At 40.2% G+C, this 22212-nt stretch carries 16 protein-coding genes; 9 read left to right on the forward strand and 7 right to left on the reverse strand.

Annotated features, from left to right (window positions below):
- The 3 genes from ACOB80_RS00005 to ACOB80_RS00015 all read left to right on the forward strand — a co-directional run.
- Positions 1-1422, forward strand: a 1422-nt coding sequence (locus tag ACOB80_RS00005) for an Ig-like domain-containing domain (RefSeq protein WP_473163738.1), incomplete at its 5' end; no start/stop codon positions are given.
- 18 nt (positions 1423-1440) lie between these two features.
- Positions 1441-1863 carry a hypothetical protein gene (locus ACOB80_RS00010; RefSeq protein WP_473163739.1) on the forward strand — a complete coding sequence of 141 codons (423 nt, stop codon included), beginning with the start codon at positions 1441-1443 and terminating at the stop codon, positions 1861-1863.
- Positions 1864-1867: 4 nt separating this feature from the next.
- The gene (locus ACOB80_RS00015; protein WP_473163740.1) at positions 1868-2746 is read left to right on the forward strand and encodes a thioredoxin domain-containing protein; all 879 of its coding nucleotides are present in this window, start codon (positions 1868-1870) and stop codon (positions 2744-2746) included.
- A gap of 87 nt (positions 2747-2833) precedes the next feature.
- Here ACOB80_RS00015 and ACOB80_RS00020 read toward each other — a convergent pair whose 3' ends face one another.
- Positions 2834-4714 carry a methyl-accepting chemotaxis protein gene (locus tag ACOB80_RS00020; protein ID WP_473163741.1) on the reverse strand — a complete coding sequence of 627 codons (1881 nt, stop codon included), beginning with the start codon at positions 4712-4714 and terminating at the stop codon, positions 2834-2836.
- A gap of 257 nt (positions 4715-4971) precedes the next feature.
- Here ACOB80_RS00020 and ACOB80_RS00025 point away from each other — a divergent pair, with 257 nt between their 5' ends.
- A complete protein-coding gene (locus tag ACOB80_RS00025; RefSeq protein WP_473163742.1) occupies positions 4972-6063 on the forward strand; it encodes a phosphonoacetaldehyde reductase in 1092 nt (363 codons plus the stop codon).
- Here ACOB80_RS00025 and ACOB80_RS00030 read toward each other — a convergent pair.
- The 4 genes from ACOB80_RS00030 to ACOB80_RS00045 all read right to left on the reverse strand — a co-directional run bounded on the left by ACOB80_RS00030 (position 6060) and on the right by ACOB80_RS00045 (position 12074).
- Positions 6060-6944: a LysR substrate-binding domain-containing protein gene (locus ACOB80_RS00030; RefSeq protein WP_473163743.1), complete on the reverse strand. Its 885-nt coding sequence runs from the start codon at positions 6942-6944 to the stop codon at positions 6060-6062. The genes ACOB80_RS00025 and ACOB80_RS00030 overlap by 4 nt on opposite strands.
- Before the next feature lie 8 nt (positions 6945-6952).
- Positions 6953-8281: a DUF5690 family protein gene (locus ACOB80_RS00035; RefSeq protein ID WP_473163744.1), complete on the reverse strand. Its 1329-nt coding sequence runs from the start codon at positions 8279-8281 to the stop codon at positions 6953-6955.
- A 99-nt stretch (positions 8282-8380) separates the two neighbouring features.
- Positions 8381-9196 (reverse strand): phosphonoacetaldehyde hydrolase, encoded by an 816-nt coding sequence (gene phnX, locus ACOB80_RS00040; protein ID WP_473163745.1) that lies wholly within the window; start codon positions 9194-9196, stop codon positions 8381-8383.
- A 76-nt stretch (positions 9197-9272) separates the two neighbouring features.
- Positions 9273-12074 (reverse strand): TonB-dependent receptor, encoded by a 2802-nt coding sequence (locus tag ACOB80_RS00045; RefSeq protein ID WP_473163746.1) that lies wholly within the window; start codon positions 12072-12074, stop codon positions 9273-9275.
- Positions 12075-12432: 358 nt separating this feature from the next.
- On the opposite strand from ACOB80_RS00045, the gene ACOB80_RS00050 reads away from it, so the two are divergent.
- The 5 genes from ACOB80_RS00050 (at position 12433) to ACOB80_RS00070 (ending at position 19480) form a co-directional block, all read left to right on the forward strand.
- Positions 12433-14154, forward strand: coding sequence for a FapA family protein (locus tag ACOB80_RS00050; RefSeq protein WP_473163747.1), 1722 nt, complete (start codon positions 12433-12435; stop codon positions 14152-14154).
- 117 nt (positions 14155-14271) lie between these two features.
- Positions 14272-14637: a DUF6488 family protein gene (locus ACOB80_RS00055; protein ID WP_473163748.1), complete on the forward strand. Its 366-nt coding sequence runs from the start codon at positions 14272-14274 to the stop codon at positions 14635-14637.
- Positions 14638-14809: 172 nt separating this feature from the next.
- Positions 14810-15142: a hypothetical protein gene (locus ACOB80_RS00060; protein WP_473163749.1), complete on the forward strand. Its 333-nt coding sequence runs from the start codon at positions 14810-14812 to the stop codon at positions 15140-15142.
- A 145-nt stretch (positions 15143-15287) separates the two neighbouring features.
- Positions 15288-18590: an ATP-binding protein gene (locus ACOB80_RS00065; RefSeq protein WP_473163750.1), complete on the forward strand. Its 3303-nt coding sequence runs from the start codon at positions 15288-15290 to the stop codon at positions 18588-18590.
- Positions 18591-18673: 83 nt separating this feature from the next.
- Positions 18674-19480: a UDP-2,3-diacylglucosamine diphosphatase gene (locus ACOB80_RS00070; protein ID WP_473163751.1), complete on the forward strand. Its 807-nt coding sequence runs from the start codon at positions 18674-18676 to the stop codon at positions 19478-19480.
- Here ACOB80_RS00070 and ACOB80_RS00075 read toward each other — a convergent pair.
- Both ACOB80_RS00075 and ACOB80_RS00080 read right to left on the reverse strand, forming a co-directional pair.
- The gene (locus ACOB80_RS00075) at positions 19477-19935 is read right to left on the reverse strand and encodes a MarR family winged helix-turn-helix transcriptional regulator (RefSeq protein ID WP_473163752.1); all 459 of its coding nucleotides are present in this window, start codon (positions 19933-19935) and stop codon (positions 19477-19479) included. The two genes, ACOB80_RS00070 and ACOB80_RS00075, sit on opposite strands and share 4 nt — an antisense overlap.
- A 416-nt stretch (positions 19936-20351) precedes the next feature.
- Positions 20352-21977 (reverse strand): methyl-accepting chemotaxis protein, encoded by a 1626-nt coding sequence (locus ACOB80_RS00080; protein ID WP_473163753.1) that lies wholly within the window; start codon positions 21975-21977, stop codon positions 20352-20354.
- Positions 21978-22212: the final 235 nt, after the last annotated feature.

Raw genomic sequence — 22212 nt, forward strand, 5'->3', positions numbered from 1 at the left:
AATGTACTGACAGCGGGTAGACGCTTTAATGCACGAATCGACGGTGTAGCGGATATCAGTGGTAATACAAACTCATCAGATAACTTCTACTTCTATACCAGTTTGGAAGAAGATTCAGCAGCCCCTGTTGTAGCTGGCACATCCGTGCATGAAGGCTTAACCGATGTGGCGGTGAATGCTCGTGTGAGAGTGAAGTTTAATGAAGTGATAAGCAATTTATCACTGGATGGCATTACGTTGACGCACAACGGTGAGCAGATCGCGGTAAATCGTACGTTAGACAGCGCACGTATGCTGGTAACGCTCATCCCTGTGACTCTGCTACCAGCAGGCGAGACACTGAGCCTGAATGTAGGTGGCGTGAAAGACTTGGCAGGTAATGCTCAGGTAGAGGACGTTAATGTCCACTTTACAACAGAGCTAGGTATCGACACACAAACAGGCACACTGCGAAGCTACAGCCCGACGAACAGTGCAACGGAAGTGGCCTTGAATGCGGAGTTTACGGCAGACTTCAGTGAGCGTATCGACCCGACATCGCTACATAGCCAATCATTCAGGTTGTATAACAATACAGAAAGGCGCAATGAAGCAGCGACCTTGAGCTTAAGTGCAGATGGCAAGCGGGTAACGTTAACGCCGGATGCATTGCTAGAAGCAGGACACCAGTATTACGTGTATATCAGCTGGGGAACCTACCTGAAGGATATTGCAGGTAATAACGTGGGCTCATATCACAGGTACCAATTCACGACGGGTGACAGTGAAGATGCGCAGGCACCGAGTGTGATAGCGAACAACCTGTCACAAGGACTCACGGATGTACCCGTTAATGCTCCGGTGGTATTACGCCTAGATGAAGCGGTAGCAGCACACTGTGTGAACGGTGACACCGTATCGCTACAGAGCAGCACAGGTGCAGTCGCGGGTAGTGTCGCACTGAGCAGTGATCGCAGAACGATCACGTTTACGCCGGATGAGTATCTGGTGGCGGGTGAAGGCTACGAGCTGGTTGTTGCGGGCGTATGTGATGTAGCGGGTAATGAAGTTGCTGAATACCGCTTGGCGTTTACCACTGAAAGCACCGGTGAAGTAGATAACTCTTACCCAAGCCTTATAGCAATGACACCAACAAATGGCTCAGCAGACAATGCGGTCAATGCGCCTATCGAGATGACTTTTAGTGAGCCACTTGATATTAGAAATATTACGTCTAATCATTCAGGTGGTGAGATTCGAATTTATTCGGGGTCAAATTATTACGACGGTATTTTCTCCTTCAATGGTAATGTTGTTACCTTTACGCCGACCAATCCGTTACCGCAAAATACGCAAATTACGATTTATTTGCGATATATTAAAGACCGCGTCGGTAATTCATATTGTTGCAGAAGTTATTCGTTCACAACGCAAACCCTTTAGTAGTTTAAGGAAAGGTTAATGAAAACAAAGAAACCCGGAGTCATAGTATTAAGTGTCGGTGTAGTCGCTATAATGACACTGGGTTACCTGTTTTTCAGCGAAAAAAGCGAAAATCCGCAATCGCTTTCTGGTAATGAAAAACTTGATGAGCAAATCATAGAACAGGACAAGGACAGTAACATCGTTAATGTTCCTGTTGAGTCTCCTGATTACCGTCCAAAAGTTGCAAAACAAAATGCGAGTGATAGCACTGAGGTAAACAATACTGATGTTGATGTTACGCTGCAGAAATCTGAAGAGAAGCTTGCTGCAGCTATTACTTCCTTCAACGATGTATTAGATGATCCAAAAGCGCAAAAAGAAATAATAGAACAAAGCAAGGAAGCACGTGAAGCAAAGAAAAAGGCGATTTTGCAAAAGTTAAAGAATGGAGACTTATAGCAGCATGAAGTACCTGGTTCTATTTTTAAGTGTTTTGGTAGGATATAGCGGTGTATCTCAAGCAAATGACACTAACAAACTAAACGCAAAAATAATCCCTACCCCTGAGGTATATAGTGACTTTTTAATAGAGCCTTGGAAACCGAGCGCACCTAGCGTAATTGTTTTTAAAGATCCTAATTGTGGTTATTGTATTCGTGCATTGAAGGAGCTAGATAAATATAAAGACTACAATGTGTTTATGTTTTGGTCTCCGATTTTGGGTGATTACAGTGACAAACGAGTTGCAGCTATTATGGAATGTGACGATCCGATTAGCCAGGGAGTTTTTGATGACGTTATTAGTCGTACGCCTATTGAATGCAAAAGTTCGGAGTCCCTAAACAGCAGACATTTCACGTTGCAACAACTGAATAAAGAAATTGTTCAAAATTACAACCCTCAGTCGGTACCTTCTTATTATTTTGGCGGGCAAAAGGTATATCTGAGTTCGTTGAAAAAGTTTAAGCAACAACTCACCAATGGTATTACACCAGTACAATTGGATTGGACCCGATATGAGACATTACGTTTAAAGCAGAGTGGAAACCAAGGGCTGGCTAACGCAATCCTATTTGTATCTGAAGAGTTGTCTACCAACAAGAGCCTCATTTCTTCACTGGAAAATGACTTTCGTTACAACTGGCACCTTGCACAAAATACTTGTGAAAACAAAGATTGTATAAAAGACGAGGAGTCAAATCGCTCGGCAGAGCTGAGACTATTAATGGATGTACCAGAAGGCTCTCAAATTGCTTTAGTGATCGATGGTATGGTTATTCAAACTGAGCGTCTCAATCAATATCTAACTAATGACTCTATTAATGCTATCAATGTCCTTTAGTTTAGCAGCTTTATTTTTACGAAGTGAAGATAGCTAAATTGCAATCGACAACTTACTTGATTGCAATTTAGCTAAACTAAGGCGTGTCTATAAGGTGAATTTTCCGATCAGTTGCTTAAGGTCTATCGCTTCTTTATTGAGGTTGTCAAAGAGTAATTGCGATTCTTTCATATTGGTTTTAGTGTCTTCTGCTGAGTCAGAAATAAGTACAATGTTTTCGCTAATTTCAGCCGTGGCTAGGGTTTGTTCTTTTGTTGATGTGGCCACTGTTGAGTTCATTTCTGCCAAGTAGATAATTTCACTAGCAATGGTATCTAGGGTGGCTCCTGTTTCTTTTAGGCGCTCTGCGCTTTCTAGCGTTTTTTGACTGCTGATCTCAATGGAATCAACAGTGGATGAAGCTTTAGAGTTCAATAAAGCTACCATGTCGTTTATCTGCTCGGTTGAGTCTGCCGTTCGTTTAGCGAGTGTCCTTACTTCGTCGGCTACAACGGCAAATCCTCGACCTTGTTCACCAGCCCTTGCCGCTTCTATCGCAGCATTTAAAGCCAGCAAGTTTGTTTGTTCCGATATACCTTTAATGACTTCTAGAACGCTGGAAATGGAACTGATTTCTTGTGAGAGATCTTTTACGTCAGAAACACATACCCCCATCGAAGCCTCTAATTCTTCCATTTGTGAAATTGTACTATTGAGAAAATCTGCACCTTCGCGTGTTCGGGATTCACTAGTGGCTGCATTTTCTGAGGCTTGAGTGGCATTATTAGAAATCTCTTGCACCGTAAGTTCCATTTCATTAACTGCAGCGGCAACGGTTTGTGTACTTTGCGATTGCGTTTCTGCTAGTTGGGTGGCGTGATTCGCTTTGTCGGCAACGACTTCAGATACTGATTCAATGTTATGGGCGGAGTTTGAAACTTGTTTAAACATTTCATGAAGTTGCCCTAAAAATTGATTGAAGTTCTGGGCAAGTGTGCCAATTTCATTTTTATCAGCGATATTAAGTCGAGCCGTTAGGTCACCATCTTTTTGAGTCAGAGAACTAACCGCTTCAGAAATGGACGAAATAGGCTTAAATATTTGATTGGCGAGAACCCTCGCTAGTATAAAGCCCGCAGCGGCAATAAATAGTCCGACAATGAGGACATAATTGATTGTTTCATTAAGTGATCTAAATAATTGCTCTTCAGGAACTTCTACAACCAATCGCCAATCAATTGAAGTAAGCGGTGTGCTCGACATAATGACGGTTTCACCGTTTTTTTCTATTTCAGCAATTTGATTATTATCAATAGCGCTAAGGTTTATCTTTTGTCCAATTTTACTGGGATTGGCATGGAGTTTAATTTCACCTTTAGTATCAACTAAATAGACAATACCATTGTCGCCAATTCGATAGTTTTCTATAAGCTTAGTCATAGAATCTAATGAGCGACCTATACCTCCTATCCCAATGCGTTTACCTTGGTGCTTTATGGCATAGTTAATAAAGACCACAGATTTTTTCGTGCTTTTATCTATATCTAGACTGAGTTCAAAGTCTTTATTCGAACTGATGAAGTTAAAAAACCAGGCATCTTGACCTTGATTAACGACACGGTCTAATCCTTGTTGAGAATAGTAATTTTTGGTGAGATCTGAGATGACGTAAGCACTAATGCCATTGTTTTCTGAGCGCACCAAAGATAAATGTTCGATGAGGTTGTTAAGCGCCGATTCCGGCTCACCTGCAGTCATCCAAGATTTGATATAACTATTTTGCGCAATTTCTTTGGAAACAATGATAGGAACAGACAACTCTAGCTCGATACCATTTTTAACTTCATTAAGAGCCGTAGGCAAATTAATGGTTTTATTGTTGTCTTCAGTACTGCTTTTAACGCTCGAAGAGAATATCACTATCGTGATGACTAACGGCAAGACGATGGCTAGAATAAGGCTCAAGAAAATTTTACTTTTTAGTGACATTAGCTTCCTCATCAATCAATTAAATCAATTGGTTACCTAATGAGTATAGGTTAAAAATTTTACCTGTAAAATTGATGTCAACATCAGCTCAGCATAACGGTCTAATACGTATAAATGACTAATAGGGTTAAACCGATTGCAGTGAGTCGAGGGAGTTAAATTTAGTTAAACTTTTCCTAGTTACACTTAGTTAAATACAAATATAGAGTTCCACTGGCATTTACTAAACTTTCTTCAGATTTATTTGGAGTATATGTATGTGGAATTTTGTTAACCCTGTTAACCTTCAATTTTTGCCTAATTGCTTGAAGGATATTGGTAAATTCATCAGTGGAAGATCTTATTGTGTTGTCACCTATGACGGGGCTCCATTTTCAGGGTGGATTGAAAGTATTAAGGAAAGCGCTGGCTCGGTGGCAAGTGTTATTAATGACGTAGAGCCTAACCCTAGCCTTAACCATTTAATTGAACAAGCAAAAAGGCTTAATACCTTAGACACCTTTCCTGAAGTCATCGTTGCGTTAGGAGGGGGCTCTGCACTCGATTCAGCCAAGTTTCTAGCTGCAAGCCAGATAGGCTTGGACACCTTGGTTGGTGCCCTTAAGCAAGGAAGAGAAATACCTGGAACCCAAACAAAGATTATTGCTATTCCAACCACAGCGGGAACAGGCAGCGAAGTGACTTGTTGGGCAACTGTTTGGGATACTGAGAATCAATCTAAATTGTCTTTGGAGTCTAAAACACTATACGCCGAACAAGCGATTATAGATCCGACACTGATGCTAGAGTTACCCCATGATATTACTGTGACAACAGCATTAGATGCTCTTTCTCATGCTTTTGAAAGCTTGTGGAATAAACACCGGAACCCTGTATCTAATGCATTAGCGACTCAAGCTATTCAAGAGATGTTCACCTATCTTCCATTGCTAGTAAAAAACTTAAACAACCGTGTACTAAGAGAGAAAGTAGCTGTTGCGTCAACTTTAGCTGGGCTAGCTTTTTCAAATACCAAAACGGCAATTGCCCATAACATCTCTTATCCAGTTACTATGAGATACGGTATTGTACATGGGCTTGCATGCTCTTTTACTCTGCCGAGCATTCTCGCGGCAATTATCGGGCAGGATGAAGCCTTAGATGCGGTACTTGCTCAAGTATTTCCTGTTGAATTGTCGCAGTCAGTTCGCTTTATGGAAAGTTTCTTTAACGCACTGCAAGTTAAAACTCAGCATCGTGATTATGGGATTGATCAAACAGAATGGGCGCAGATCCTGTCTGACGCATTCGATGGTGCAAGAGGGGCTAACTTTCTCGGCAGCAAAGAGACGGTAATGCCACTGCTTTAAGTATTGTTAGTGGTTTCATCTACCACTTGCATCAACAACCTAACAAATGGAGAAGAGAGCCGGTCATTTGAGACAATTAAGTGACTTTGTATTTCAAAAGACGGCTCTTCAATGGCAATGCAACGTATATTAGCGTGTTCAACATGTTCGTGATTTGCAACCACTGAAATCCCCATATTATGTCCTACAGCGTCTCTAACGGCTTCTCTACTTCCTAATTCATAGGCAATATTTAATTTAACATTGTGCTCATTTGCCACAGACTCAAGTCGCTGGCGAGTTAAAGAGCCTTGCTCTCGAACGATAATTTTGTGATCGGCAAACGCAGAAATTGGCATAGATTTACCATGGGAAAGGGTATGTGTTTTAGGCACAATAGCTTGAATTCTATATTTAATATGCGGAATTACCTGATATCCCGTTAGTCTCGAATCCTGAACGAAAAAGCCTGCGTCTACTTCGCCGCGAAGTAACAATTTTTTGATAACTTCTGAAGATGAATAAGTGACTTTGACTTTAACGTTAGGGCATTTCTTATGAAGCGACATTAATACTTCAGAAAGAAGATAGGGGCTAACCGCAGCAAGGTGCACCTCACCAAACTGCATTTTGTCGGAGGCCATCAGCATGAATTCAGCGTCTTTGACTTGATTAAGTGCTGATGTAAAAAGTGGTAGTAAAGATTCGCCAAGCGGGGTTAGTCGATTGTTTTCTCTTGAGCGAATGAAGAGCTTTGTATTATAAAGCTCTTCTAAAGAAGAGATCTTATTTACCAGAGATGGTTGTGTGATATTGAGTGATTCAGCGCTTTGTTTAAAACTTCTTGTTTTTGCGAGAATGCAAAAAGCTTCCATTTGAGAAAGAGTTACTTTCCTTGTCATTTTATCTATCAACCTGTCAATTTATGTTCGTTTTCTAATCGTGGGAAAGGGGTACTGTGTTCAGTTTTTGTTTTATACCTAGGAAGCTTTTTAGCAAAAAATATAGCCGATAAAAACATTAATCCAATCGATAAAAAAGAAAGAGAGAAAACCATTTGCTGCAGAAACTCTACCCAAGAAAGTTTGATATCGCCAAGGTATCTAACCAAAGTTAGCACTACGCTACCTAAATAGCCAAACGCATCGCACAGATAAATACCAAAAGTTGCCGTACCAACAGAGCCTGTCGCTCCAACCATGCGATCAAACAATACTGAGCTGAAAGGTACATATGCAGTAAACAAACCTATAGTTAACAATAACATCCAAGTTTGTGGCCCGACTAAATTCAGATTAAAACAAAAGGTAATGGCTACCATTAATAAACAACCTGCCATTATTAACCAGTGATAGCCAATAAAGGCTTTGCGGTTGTTTTTGAAAACACTGAAGCAGGATAGGATAATTGCGAGGAAAATACCCACTTTAAGGCCTAATGTGGCAAATATTTCAGGTTTATCGCCGAACCCTAGTTCTAGCCAGATCTCTGCTTCGTAGTTACCTCTAATATCGCGTAGTGCTGTAAGTAATATTTGTACAACGATTAGACAAATCAAACCAAGTTGCCATTTCTTGAAGAATACCTTCTTATCTTTTCCTGACATAGTATCGCGATGAACACGCAAGGCTTCGTCTTCTTTTGTTGGCGGCGGAGACATTGATAACATAAATGCCGCGATAAGTAATAAGGGGTAGAAAATAAGACCTGTACAAAATGGCATCCAAAATTCTGGAACCGACACTTCTTGTATTAAATAGCTGCCCACGGACTTAACAAAGCCTGAAGCGACAACAAAGCTTACTGTTAATGCTGCTCCAAGAAATTCAGACGTTTTTCTACCTTCAACAAAACTAATAACAATGCCCCAGATCATCCCTAAAGGTAATCCATTTAGAAACAGCGCAAGAAATTTATACTCAAGAGGTATCAGTGGTAGAGCAAGTAAGGCAAGTAAGGCAAATGTAACTAGCGCAACGATTGCTTGAAGGCGAAGCTTTCGATTTAACTCTGTGATGACTTTAATGCCGATAAATTTGGATATGGTGTAGCCCATGACCTGAGAAACAACTAACACAACTTTTAAGTCGATATCGTATGTCCAGCTGTCAACGTTTGAATATGTTGCAGCCGAAAACGGTTTTCGCAAGCCGTACATTGAGAAATAGGTGATAAAAGAAAAGACTAAAATGTACAACGTAAGGGCGGTACCGCTTAATCTACTGATAAGCTTTTGCATGAATACTCCACAACTGATCCGCAATGCTGTGTTAACAACAATGCGGATGACAATATTATCTAGGAATTGTTAAAGTTCTATGAAATCTTGATTATTCGATCAAGGTCGTTCGCCTTTAGCGAGTCGTGTGTTTATTTCTGACAAGACCGGCTCAATCGCTGCTAGACTATCGATAATAAAATGAGCGCCTGCTTCTTCTAGCTCGTTTACAGCTTTAGACTGGAGATCTTTTTGCTTAGCACTAGACAAGGCGTTCCATTCTTCTAGTGTTAGGCCTACCGCATTGCCGGTTAATGCAATGCCAACCGTCCACATGCCTGCATTTAAGCCCTCATGTATGCCGGGGGCAGAATCATCAACTTTTACGCAGTTAAATACTGAGTTTATACCGAGATTTTGGACATTTTGCAGTGCCATCCAAGGTCCAGGACGAGAGCCAGCAGCTAAATCGTCACTACAAACAAAACAATCTGGCGAATAGCCAAGTTTTTCTGCCGCAGGAACTAAAACTTCCATCACTTCTCTCGGGTAACCTGAGCAACTACCTATCCATATTCCTTGTTCTTTAATGCGATTAATGACTGGAAGAACGTCAGGAATAGGTGTCGCATGATCAACAACTTTAGCCTTTTGTAATGGCATAAAGGTACGATAGATTTCATCAACTTGTTCGTTACTCATCTCACATTCGAATTGCTCTTGCCAGCGTGTTTTAACTGAATCCAATTGACCAAGGGTGTAAATGTGATCCCATTTTCCCATACCCATAGGCGCGCGAGCCTCATCTAAACTGATATCAAATCCATAGGCTTTTTTAAAAGCTTCGACAAATATTGTTGTTGGTGCGACAGAGCCATAGTCGACTACGGTGCCTGCCCAATCTAAAATTAGGGCTTCTATATGTGTATTTTGCATAATCGTCTCTTTTGTTTTGGTGTTGTGAGGATTTTTAGAAGAGGTGGCGATAAAGTTATCGCCACCGAGCGTTGAATTAGAAGCTGTAGTTAAAACCGAGCATGCCCTTACGACCGTAATATTCCAGTTGTAATGGACGTTGGTCATTCCCTAAGTAGTAGTACAAAGGTTCATCGGTAAGGTTGTTTAATTCAATGAAAATCATGGCATTATCATTAAGATAGTACGATGCAGAGAAATCTACGCTAGTGTATTCGCCATAGTAACTATCAAAAGTAGAGCTACTACCATGCTCTTCGATGTATTCACCTTTATGGTTTAACGCGATTCGTGCAGATAAATTATGATCATCATAGTAAAACGCTAGGTTGTACAAGGCGTCTGCTTGGCGTGGGATGCTGACTTTGTCTTCGCGATTTGGAATCGTCATTTCAGAATCCATAAGTGTTACATTCGCTTGAATACCAAAGTTTTCTAACGATGTAGACAGGAAACCAAATGATCGATTGTAAGCCATTTCGATACCATACAACGATGCGTTGTCACCATTTTCTGGCGTAAATTTGCGAACACCTTCAGTGCCGTTGTATGTAACCAAAGAAGAACTCTGGAAGATTGGATCGGAAATATCTTTATAGAATAGTCCAGCAGACACTACACCGGCATCTTCAAAGTAATACTCAAACATTAAATCGATATTATTTGAATAAGTTGGATCGACTTCCGGGTTTCCTGCTTCTAGTTCGAAATCAGCTTCACGATAAGTCGAGCCTGGAGAGATAAAGCCAAAGTCAGGTCTGGCGAACGTACGTGTTAATGCTAAGCGATAGTTGATGTTTTCTTGAGGGCTATATTTTACATGTAGTGACGGTAAAACAGATAGATAATCTTTCTTTCCAGTGGTTCTATTTACGCTCTCATTACCATCAACGTCAACTTCAAACTTAAACCCTCCTACTTTGGTGTCTGTTTGAGTTAGACGTAGGCCACCGACAATTGACCATTCGCTGCTTGGGGAATATGTTGCCATACCATAAGCTGACGTGTGCTTTTCAAAAACATCAAAGTGTCTGCCAAGCGCACCACCGTTCTCAATTAACGCAGACGATTTTTTGTTTAACACTAGGTTATCGCGATTAGTATTCCAAAAGTTTACCACGTCTTTGATAGAAGCGACTTGTGTGAACTGTTGATGCCAATTGCCGTTAAGTTGATTTAAAAAGTCGTTACGACCAGGTTGATCTGTTAAGCTAAAGTCAGAAAGTAGAGGTACGTCACCAGCGTCGGTATCCCACTTGTAGTGCTCATCTGAGAACGTTGAAATACGCTCTTTGTCTCTATATTTTAAGCCGAACTTTAATTCAAGTGACTGGTTTAACTGATGCATAACATCGAGGTTAAAAACTATATTGTCCTTTTCATTTATATAGCCTTTGTAGAGTACCATTTCCGCCAGTTTGGTTTGGGTCGGATCCATAGCAAAATCTTGTGGTAAATGGTTACTAAAGTTATTCCAAGGGTCGCTACCGCCGTCTACTTCGTTGTATGCATAATTACTGCCTACACGATCCTCTAAGCCGATAAAGCCTACGTTTGTTTGGTGAAATTGCGCAATAAAGTAGGCATTGTCTTGTGCATTTGGTGAGTTGTCGTATCTAAATTCGTTGTCAAAATGTGCCGCTTTCCACTCAATTGTTGTGTCGTAACCAAAATAATGTTCACCACCGAGTTCAAAGCCTTTCATCTCTGTGATCATCTCGTTGTAGATGTGTTGTACTTCTATGCGATCTTTATCAAAGCGCAAACGGTGTTTGTAATGGGTTTCATCGTCTTCTAATGTACCGTACAAAGCGCTAGCATAGACTCTGCCTTCATCAAGCAAATATTCAAGGCCGCCATTGAATCCATAGGTACGTCTTTCACCTGTGTAATCACGCAACTCTAATCGTCGAACACCAATACCATCCGATCCTCGGCGAGGTTCATAATTGTCTGTGGCCCAATTCCTTTTCCAATAGCTACCGTTTAAAATGTAGCCAAACTTTCCATCGTCACTACGATCACCATACAAGAGGTTTAGTGATGTATCGACTCCACCTGCCTTTTCATGATGGCCTAGCGCTCCACTAATTTTAAATGTTTGCTCTTTGGCGGCTGTGCGAGTAACAAAGTTAACGTTGCCTCCAATGGCATCACCTTCCATGTCTGGGGTAATTGCTTTGGTAACTTCAACGAACTCAATCATTTCTGAAGGGAAAAAATCAAACGCGGTACCACGGTGAGACGTTTCTTGTTCAGCTGTTGGCAGTCGGCTGCCGTTTACAGTGGAGCTGCTCCATTGTGAAGGTAACCCGCGTACTGCCACAAATCTTCCTTCACCTTGGTCTCGTTCAATAGAAACACCTGGAACTCGCTGTACTGCTTCAGCAGCATTTCGATCTGGTAGCTTGCCAATGCCGTCTGAAGATATCACGTTCATGATTTTCTTTGAGGTTTTTTGGATATTTGACGCAGCCATTTCACCGCGTAGAATTTGTCCTAGAACAACGACTTCTTCCATTGTGTTGTTGTTTACGTTTAATACAACCGAGTCGATATGCAAACGTTGATTTTCGGTCACTGTGATATCAATGATTTTCTTTTCATATCCAAGGTACTCTACTTCTATCTTGTATTTACCTGCTGGTAACTTTAGGAGCTCAAATTCACCTTGGTAATTTGTTGTCGTTTTTAACTTAGTACCGAGTACATGAACTGACGCACCAGGAAGGATGCTGGAGCTATCTTTAATGGTACCGGTTACTACTGCAGAGTGTGCTGCTGTTAAAGGCGCAAGAAGCGTTGCTATAGCCAATGCAACTGGTTTTATTTTTGTCATCATTTTTTCCGCGTGTTTGAAAGGGTTATACGTTGTTTTTAATTGGCGGGTATTAAGTCAAAGAAAAATGACAGTTATAGATGCATTTAATTAGCTTTTATCTAATTAAAACTAAGTAACTAGTGCGCTGTGCTTTTCGTTTGCTACTTCTTTATTAAAGTGTCAACAAAGTTACATGTTGCAAAGATGCACTTTTTTTTTGTGACATCCAACTTGATATTTAAGAGTCAAATCAAATGGTTGAAGTTTGTGGGAAGTTGTATAAATCAAGCTTTTTGACTAACCTTGACCTAAACAATATAAGAGTACTGTTCGAATGACAAAGGACAGACTTTCATCAAATAGCAGAAAGCCATAAATGTGTGAAGTGACCTTTGAACATGATGAAGATTCAGCACAGTTAGCGATGATTGTAAAGCTTGCTGAACCAGCAGTTGTACCAAGTGCAACGCAACTGCTTAAAGCATTTGAGTCTTCCGACTATAGTCGAAGTGTTTTTATAGAAAGTTCGATTGAAGCGTTGCTTTCAGAAATCAATACCAGCCTCGCAATGCAAGAGAAAAGTGATGAAGTTGATAGCGAGCAGGTTGAAAGTGTGCCTGAATTGCAATTAAACCAAAAAACTTTTAAGCAAGTTATCGCTCATGTCTCAGATGCTTCAATTTCTGTTGTGTTAGATAAAGATGAAATGGCTGCTTCTTTGGAAATCACTCCTGCTAGAGGAGGAAAGCACGCCGAAATCCATGACGTAATCGACTTACTTACCGAGCAAAATGTAGTTTCAGGGATCAGTAAAAAAGCAATTGTAGAGTTACTCTCTAAAGCGCGAAAAGCAACAAGTGATGAGACTTTAACTGCCAAAATTGCAGAGGGAACTCCCGTCGAACATGGTAAAGATGGACATATTGAATATCTTGTAGATGATCCTGCAAAAGCTATCAGACGTCCGAAAAAGTTGGACAATGGTAAAGTAGATATGCGGGATCTGGGGGGAATCGTTCATGTAAAAGAAGGAACTAAACTTGCGCAGCTAGTAGTACCTACTAAGGGAAAGTCAGGGTTAACTGTGACAGGAGATAATGTAGAGCCTTTAGCAGGAAAAGAAGCCCAATTAGTAACTACTGATGGTTGTGACTTTTTAGATGAAAAAAAACAGGTCTTAGTGGCGACTACCAATGGTATGCCAAAACATCTAGATAATTCAGTTTCCGTCAATCAATTACTTGAGATTGACAATGTCGATGTCAGCACTGGCAGCATTAAATTTGACGGTTCAATCTATGTTAAGGGAAATGTCTGCGAGTCGATGAAGCTTTATGCGACGGAAGATATTATTGTTGAAGGAACAGTCGACTCCGCTACAGTTATTGCCAACGGAAATATATCGGTAGCTCAAGGCATAATTGGTCGACAAATAGAGGATGGTGAAGAGAACATTTCAAATAGTACAACTGTTTCTGCTAATGGTGATATATGTGCTTTGTTTGTGCAATATGCTAATTTAGTGTCTAAGAGTAATATCCATATTAATCAGCACCTTTCCCATTGTTATGTCGAAGTTGCAGCAGATCTTTGGGTAGGAGACTTAGAGCAAGAAAAAGCAGCAGGTACAATATTGGGGTGCTTTGTTCACTCAGGAGGTAACATTGGAACAGGCATGTTGGGTTCACCGAGTTCAACTGAAACTCGCCTTGATTTCGATTATTGGCAACATAAAATCTATAAATATGAAGCGAAAGCTACTGCAAATATCAATCAGTTAGTTCAGCGAATAGACAAACTTAGTCTGGTTATTCAAAAGCTAAAGTCATTAGCTTCTCATCAAGAAGATCATATTGAAAAATTGAATGATGCCTTAAAAGCACATTTGAAAAAGTTAGTTTTAATTCATGCCCAACTAGTCCAAATGAAAAGAAAAGCTGAACATAAATTACAGTGTGTTTCACTCAAAGTATTTGATACTGTGTTTGATGGCGTGATCATAAATGCGTTAAACAGTAGTTATGTTTTTAGGAGAAAACATCCCGCTACTCAAATGAACGTTAAAGATGGTCAAATTCTGGTTGATACAATGCTTTAATAAGTCAATTAGTTGGACACTTATATTTTTGTTGTTACTTGTTTTAAATAGTGATTTAGTAATTACTCAGATGTACTTTTTCGATACGTTCTAATGTCTCAGTTTAAGGAAAACTAAATGAAATTTATAAAAACAATCATGTTATTTTCTTCGCTGGCAATCACTTCTCTCGCATTTGCGCATGGTGATGGGCATGGAAAAGTGGACGGAAAAAGGGCTTTGAAAATTGCACAAAAAGCGGCGAAAAAGCTAACGTTTAAAGATTTTGGTACCTCAATTGGCAAGCTAGATGAGTCTTGGCTAAAAATAACGGCAGATACCTATCAAGTCATCGAAATGAACGAAAAGCGAATCGTTGTCAAAGCGACAAATAATACAATCGAGCAAACGGCGTATTTTAAGATTGCGGTGAAGGGAAAAGTTATCGATGTTAGTGAAGATTATGTAGCTCAAGAGAATACGGGTCATAATCACGCTCACTGATTCAATATTATAAATGAAAACAGAAATTGCGCGTTTTATGATCCTCTACTACGCTCTTTAGGAACCTAAATAATCTTTAATAATAAAGAGTAAATGAATGAAACTAACAATAATTTCGATAATAATAATTTTACTTGTGGGATGTTCAAGTAAACCTGCTGATTGGAGCGGCATGGCACAATCTGAAATTTCACAATGGCAAGAAATAGGCTTAGGCCCCGCTGAAGCACAGCTATTGAGAAAGAATGGCTTATCAGCGAGTGATACAAAGGGCTGGATTGATATTGGCATCAAAGCTGGCAACCAAATATTAATATGGAAGAGTAAAGGATTCTCAGCAGAGAATGCGCAAAGTTGGATTGAGTTGGGCTTTGATGCTGCAACATCAGCTTCTTGGTTTGGGAAAAAGTTTACTGCTGAAGAAGCTCGCCAATGGTTAGATGCTGGATTTGATTTAAAGAAAGCGATTGAGAATCGCAGTAAGGGGCTTCAACCTATTGATTAGGAAGTAAAGTCAATAAGTTGCATAGCAACTCACTTGTCAAGCGGGCTATTATGGCTCGCTTTTTTGTATCACATTTGTATAGCCTTATGACTTTTATCGCGCTTGTTGTATAGTAGGTGGTTCAATTAAGGGCAAAGTGTTGTAGATGAACTTAAGACTTACTGGCGATAATCAAGTTGTTACACGGTATAAGCTATCTATATGGGGCGTGTTTGTTGCCATAATGATGGTGGCCTTGTTATTGGCTAGTTATCGTTATTATGGAGAACAGCAGTCTTTTGAAAAGAGTCAATTAGGTCATTTAAATCGAACCGCCGATGAACTCAATGAGCATTTAAAAAATGCTATCAATACTGTTAGATCAGTTAAACAATATGCCAGCTATTCTCTTAGCTACCCTCATACGTCACTGTTACCCGTACCCCCAATTAAGCAAGAAGATGGCTTATTTTATCTAGAGAAAAAATCCTTAACACAAGTGGATGTTAGGCAGCGACAGCAAATGACAGTAAATATTACTGGTGAAGGGGTTATCAATATGGATGATCCTGCGGTGGCGCAAGAGTTAGCAATGGCGTATTCATTAACGCCCGCTTTTGTAAGCGCTCAAAGTGCTAACCCTGCCGCAAACTGGTTTTATTACGTCTCGACTAATAATTTCGTCAGTTTATATCCTTGGATTGATAAAAAAAGCTGGCGTTACTCATCTTCTTTAATCGACAACGAACAGGTTAGGTTTTTGTCTAAAGCTAGCCCTTATTCCGAACTTACTGCTTGGTCTAGTCCTTATATCGGCTCCTCGGGCAGTGGCTTATATACTTCAGTTGCTGCAGGTGTTTTTAAACAAAGCTTTTTTATGGGCGCGATTGTTATAAATATTGACTTGTCAAAGTTACATTTAATGATCGAACTTACACCGGAAGATAAATATCAGTACGCGCTGATAAATGACGAAAATCAGATTCTGGTTCATAAAAACGCCAGTTCAGATCCATTTTCTCGTATTAGTAAATGGCAAGATGAGTTGCCAGATGCGTTAAAGTCGTTATCTTTTAGATCTTTGGGGCAGCAGGCAGATTCATTTCAATATCGAGGTTGGTTGGTTCAGCAGACGGTGTTAGATTCAACAGGTTGGAAATTAATTAAATACGTCCCTTATAAAGAGTTTGCTGACCCCATACTTTCGCGCTTTATGTGGCTCTTTTTACTGCTATTTCTAGGCCAATTTGCTCTACTTACCTTAGTTTACTACGTAACTAGACGGACATTTATCCAGCCGACACAGCATTTTATTCGCCATATTGCTCATAGTTCACAAGGCGATCACGGCAAGATCCCACCACCCCCCGGTTGGCGGCACTGGTTTGATCTAGTGGGAGATATATTTAGCCAAAACCGAAGCTTGATGCAGCAGTTAAAAGATCAAAATAATGTGCTGGATATGCGGGTTAACGAAAAGACTGAAGCATTATTAGAGAAAAGTGAACAACACCAACGTGATTACGCTATTTTGCGTTCAGTAATGGATGCAATACCTGATTACCTTATTTTCAATGATTCAGAAGGCAAAATTATTGGTTGTAACTTGGCTTTTGAGCGATTTGTAAATAGTAACGAAAATGAAATGTTAGGGCGTACTGCGGGAAGTTTCATTGATAATGAACTGGGTAAGGCATTACATTCTTGTATTCGAGATGGCGGCAATACAGAAAGTCAATACGGCATATTCCAAGTGATTGAAACCGTAGAAAATACCTACGAGTTGTATTGTTCAGAGTTCTATAATCAAGAGCAGCATCTATTAGGACATATCGTGATTATTCGCGACGTTACAACGCAATTCGCGATCAATGCTGCGTTAGCGCACGCGAAAGAACAAGCAGAATTAGCGAGTCAGGCAAAGAGTCAATTCTTGGCTAATATGAGTCATGAAATAAGAACGCCTATTAACGCTATCCAAGGCATGCACGCATTATTGTCAAAAGGGACATTGTCTCGAGGGCAGATTAATCACATTCAAAACGCGGAAGAAGCAACAGATACATTGTTGCATTTGGTCGATGAATTACTCGATTTAGCCAAAATTGAATCAGGTAACATGAATATTGTAAAAGAGCCATGTAGCTTAGACAATTTGGTTAACAGAGCCATTAAACTTAACCTTAACACCATTAAACATAAAGGAATTGAACTTATTGTCGACGTCGCCCCAGATGTTCCAATAACAGTGCTTACGGACGAAATGCGTTTAGTCCAGGTTCTCAGTAACCTACTAAACAATGCCTCGAAATTTACTCATGAAGGCCACATTAAATTAACTTTAGAAACCATAGCGACAAAAGATACCGATGTCTTAGTTCGCTTTGTGTTAAAAGACACGGGCATTGGTATTGCCAAAGATAAACAAGCTAGGTTGTTTGAAGCTTTTATGCAAGCCGATGAGTCAATGACCCGTGCATACGGTGGCTCTGGGTTAGGACTTTCTATTTGTCAGCGAATCGTAAATTTACTTGGTGGGGAAATTAAGCTGGTGAGTGAAGTCGATTTAGGTACAGAGTTTAGCTTTGTTTTACCGTTCAAATCATTGGATAACCCACAAGAAAATAAATTAAATACTAAGGTTGCGGTATTTGCGTTGAACATTAATTTACCTGAGCACTTCCAGCAACTTATGATAAATCTTGATTATCGATATCGTGAAGTGACTATGTCGCCTGACCAAGACAATGTACCTTATAGAGATGAGGGGAATGCTTTGTTCTTTATGAGGTTACAACAGGTTGATAAACAATCACTTAGCCAATTAGCTTCTTTGGCACAGCATCAAACACGAACTCAGTTGGTGATCATTGACGATGAATCGTCTGCTGAAGCTGCTGTGCAGTATGAGTTACTAGAACAACAGAAAATACCTTACCTAGTCTGCCAAGAGCCATTATTTAGGCTTTGTTTGCATCAAGTGTTTGCTGCAATGTCTGATGAGAAGCCTGTTAATCCACCTTCTAAGCGCAAGGTAGAGGCTATAGCTAACACAAGACCTACGGAAAATGATGCCAATTTAACAGGCGTTAAAGTGTTATTGGTGGAAGATAATCTGGTTAATCAACTGGTCGCTAAAGAGTTGTTAAAGTCTATGGCTGCTGAAGTCATAGTCGCCGATAACGGTCAAAAGGCACTTGATTTGTTAGAGAAAAATAATGTCGACGTTATTTTAATGGATATTCAAATGCCGGTGATGGATGGATTAACCGCTACGAGAGTCATTCGAGAACATAAGAATAATCACCAATTGCCAATTATCGCGATGACAGCCCATGCTAGAGAGGAAGATAAACAGGCGAGTTTTGATGCCGGAATGAACTTACATGTCGCTAAACCAGTAAAAGCTGATATTTTATTACACAGTATTCTGGAAGTACTAACCCCTGAAAGCGAAGTGATGCACTAACGGTCAAAAAACCTTCAAGTTATTGTCGCTTTTCTGACATTTATCAATTCTACTCTTGAGCAAACCATGAAATGGAATTGCTTATGAATTACCAAGGCTTTCCTGAAAAAATTACTGCCCACGCAGTATGGATTTCAGATGTTCATTTAGGCTACAAAGATTGTAAAGCAGAGTATTTATTGTCTTTTTTAGACCGTCTTGAGTGCGATGTATTGTATTTAGTTGGAGATATTGTTGACGTGTGGTCACTCTCTAAGCGTTTTTACTGGCCTGTACAACACAATAAAGTGATTAGTAAGTTAATGAAAATGGCTAAAAATCGCTGTAGAGTTATCTATATCCCTGGTAATCATGATATGAATTTTCGTGAATTTGTCGGCGAAAAGTTTGGTGAGGTCGAAGTTCATCAGCAATTTATTCACGAAACCAAAGACAAAAGAAAAATGTTGGTGATGCATGGTGACGAACTAGATAACGTCATACGTTTTAGTCGTATTAACCGTATCGTGGGTGATAGCGCATATGACTTTTTATTGTTTCTCAATCGCTGGACTAATTACGTACGAAAGCGACTAGGTTATGGTTATTGGTCTCTAGCAAAATATTTGAAAGTTAGAGTGAAGAAAGCTACATCAGCTATCACTCAGTTTGAAGATGCCGCTATTGAACTCGCGAAGAAAAAGCAGTTAGATGGCGTGATATGCGGACATATTCATCATCCTAATATTCGTGAAAAAGACGGTATTTTGTATTGTAACGATGGTGATTGGATAGAAAATTGTACCTTTATGATTGAATCGCATCAGGGGCAATTCGAAATTTTGCATTGGACAGATCAAATGTCGTCTGCCCAAGTAATCAACTTAGACGATATTAAACGTACGGCTTAAGGCGCTTCGCCGGAAAGCGCTGATACCCGTTTTTGCAGCTTGCTAAGTGTGCTGGCGAGCTGTTGTTGTTCTTGCATTGATAGCTCGGATAACAGATGCTGTTCAAGCTCTAGCGCTTTTGGCGCTAGCGCCTGAAACATAGTTCTGCCTTCGTCTGTTGGGGAGAGAAGTGAGGCCCGTTTGTCTTGGTCACACTCTTGTTTACTGACAAGTTCTTTTTCAAGAAGCTTTTTAATGGCGCGACTGGCAGGCATTTTTTCTAAACTAGTTAATTGACCTATTTCTTTTGCCGTTAGCGGACTCTGATTGTTAACAACAGCTAATATTCGCCACTCCGCTTTACTTAGAGAAAATTCTCCTGTGTAGGATTGCGCTATGTATTGGCTCACTTGCGCCTGAAGTTGGGCAAGTTGATAAGGAAAGAAGCTGTTTAACTTAAGGTGTGCTTTACTCATGAATGCGCGAATATCTAATAAACCTAGCTACAGTATACGCGGCTAAAGAGTTTAGGAAAACATCGCTATGACCAGAAGAGAGAACAGCAGGCCGAGGGGAGAGTACTGGCCTGCTGTTAATTTAACGACAAACATCTTTGTAAGCGCATTGACACCCCTGAAAAGCACTTGCAATACAATTTAGTCGTTTTAGGGCAATGTGTTTCGTTGGTCTTCGAAACACCTTTAAGACTAGCAAAGGATAGAAATATTGACAGCGTTATCAGAAATTATTCCGGCAATAATGTTAAATAGATGTAATCTATTATTTACGGAATATTGGTTAAATGAACTAAAAAGCTGATTTTAAATAAGTAAAAATCAGCTTTTTATTTGGCATGAGTTATTAAATAAATACAAAAGAATTTTTCGTACACCTATTTAGTGCGAAAGTGTTGCATTAATTCTTCCAAGTCGTTGGTTTGTGCAATGAGTACTTCAGTTGCTTGTTTGCCTGCGTGTGCTAGATCTGCTGCATCATGTGAACTTTCTGCGATCATATTGACTCGGCGTGAAATGTCTTCGCCGACTTTGTTTTGTTCATCGGCTGCGGTAGCGATATGATTGTTCATTTCTGTAATGCTAGAAAGGGCTTGAGCTATTTGTTCTAGTGCGTCGGCAGCTTGTTTGGTTTGTTCAACAGTTCCTTCGCTAGACGACTGGCTTGCTAACATAGATTCAACACCTCTATGTGAACCTGATTGCAAGCGTTCAATCATTTGTTGAATTTCCTCGGTGCTATCTTGTGTGCGTTTTGCTAAGTTTCTTACCTCTTCGGCAACTACTGCAAACCCGCGTCCTTGCTCACCGGCGCGAGCTGCTTCGATTGCTGCGTTGAGCGCTAACAGATTCGTTTGGTCTGCAATACCACGGATAACATCTAATACGGAAACAATATTAGCGACATCTTCGCCGAGCTCTGTAATTACGGTGCTGGCGTCTTCTATTTGTCCAGCTAGCGCTTCAATGGAGGATACTGCACCATTAACAATACCATGAGCCTTATTGCCTTGTTCATCTGCTTGAGACGTAGAGTCTGCTGCTGCGTTTGCGTTGTCGGCAACAGTTTGTGAGGAGGATGACATTTCTGTCATTGCAGTTGCTACCATATCGATTTCGGCACGCTGCGCGTCAAACGTGCGATCTAACTCGTCAGTGCGCTGATTCGCGCCTTCAGTTTCTTTTCTAATCTGCTCTATGGATTTTTCTACACTACCTAAAATAGTGGCTAAGGACTGACTTAAAGTTAGGGTCGAGCCATAAATTGAGTCAGGTCTTGCTGTATGTGATTGATCGTTTGTGGTTAAGTCGCCAGAAGCAACTTTTTGTACTAGTTTTAATACTTGTGACGGTTCGCCACCTAAGTCATCGAGCAGTTTTCGTGTTGTATAGATGAGGACGACACCTAGCATCGCCGTTAATGCTAAACAAATAAAAACTTGCCACTTAGCACTAGACCAAAATCTCGCTTCAACTTCAGCAAAACCAATGCCTGTGCCTACATACCAGCCCCATACTGGTGTTTGTCTCGCAATGGATAGTTTGTCTTCAATCGAACCATCTGCTTGTCTTTGGGTCCATTCATACTGAGCAATTCTGTTCGGCGAACGGCGCACGGCGTTTTGTAAAATATTACCAACACTGCTGCCATTACCATCTTTAAACTCGTGAAAACTGGTACCGTGCAGTTCAGGGTCGTTTGGTGTGGCGATGAAGTTTAAATCGCTATCTGCTACGTATACGTATTCAGATTGATGATATTTATTTTCTCTTAATAATTGTGTAGCAAGTTGCTTGGCTGCTGATTCTTCCATTTTTCCAGCGGCAACATAATCCTCTATTTCAACAATCATGTTATAGGTAGATTTAAATAATTGCTCTACGCGAGCTTGGTTATCATCATTACTTGCTATTCTTAATGTTGTTAAACCTACTACCATCAGCATAATAAAGGACAGTAAAATAAGAGCTATAAGTGCGCCCACTTTAAAGCTTAATTTCATGTGAATAAACCTCGTTTAGGCGAAGGCAATAACATTAACCAGGAACGGAAAAATTCGCCTTTAACCTATTGTTTAGCATTAAAATTAAAATCTACGATTTAACTCAATATCTGTGCATAGATACCCAGTAAAATTCTAGACTATCATTGTTCAATTGGAGTGCGCTAGTGAATTCTTGTTATATAAAATATACGATTTATTGTGAAAATATCCACAGTATCTGAATATTTATATG

This window comes from Thalassotalea coralli (assembly GCF_055786205.1).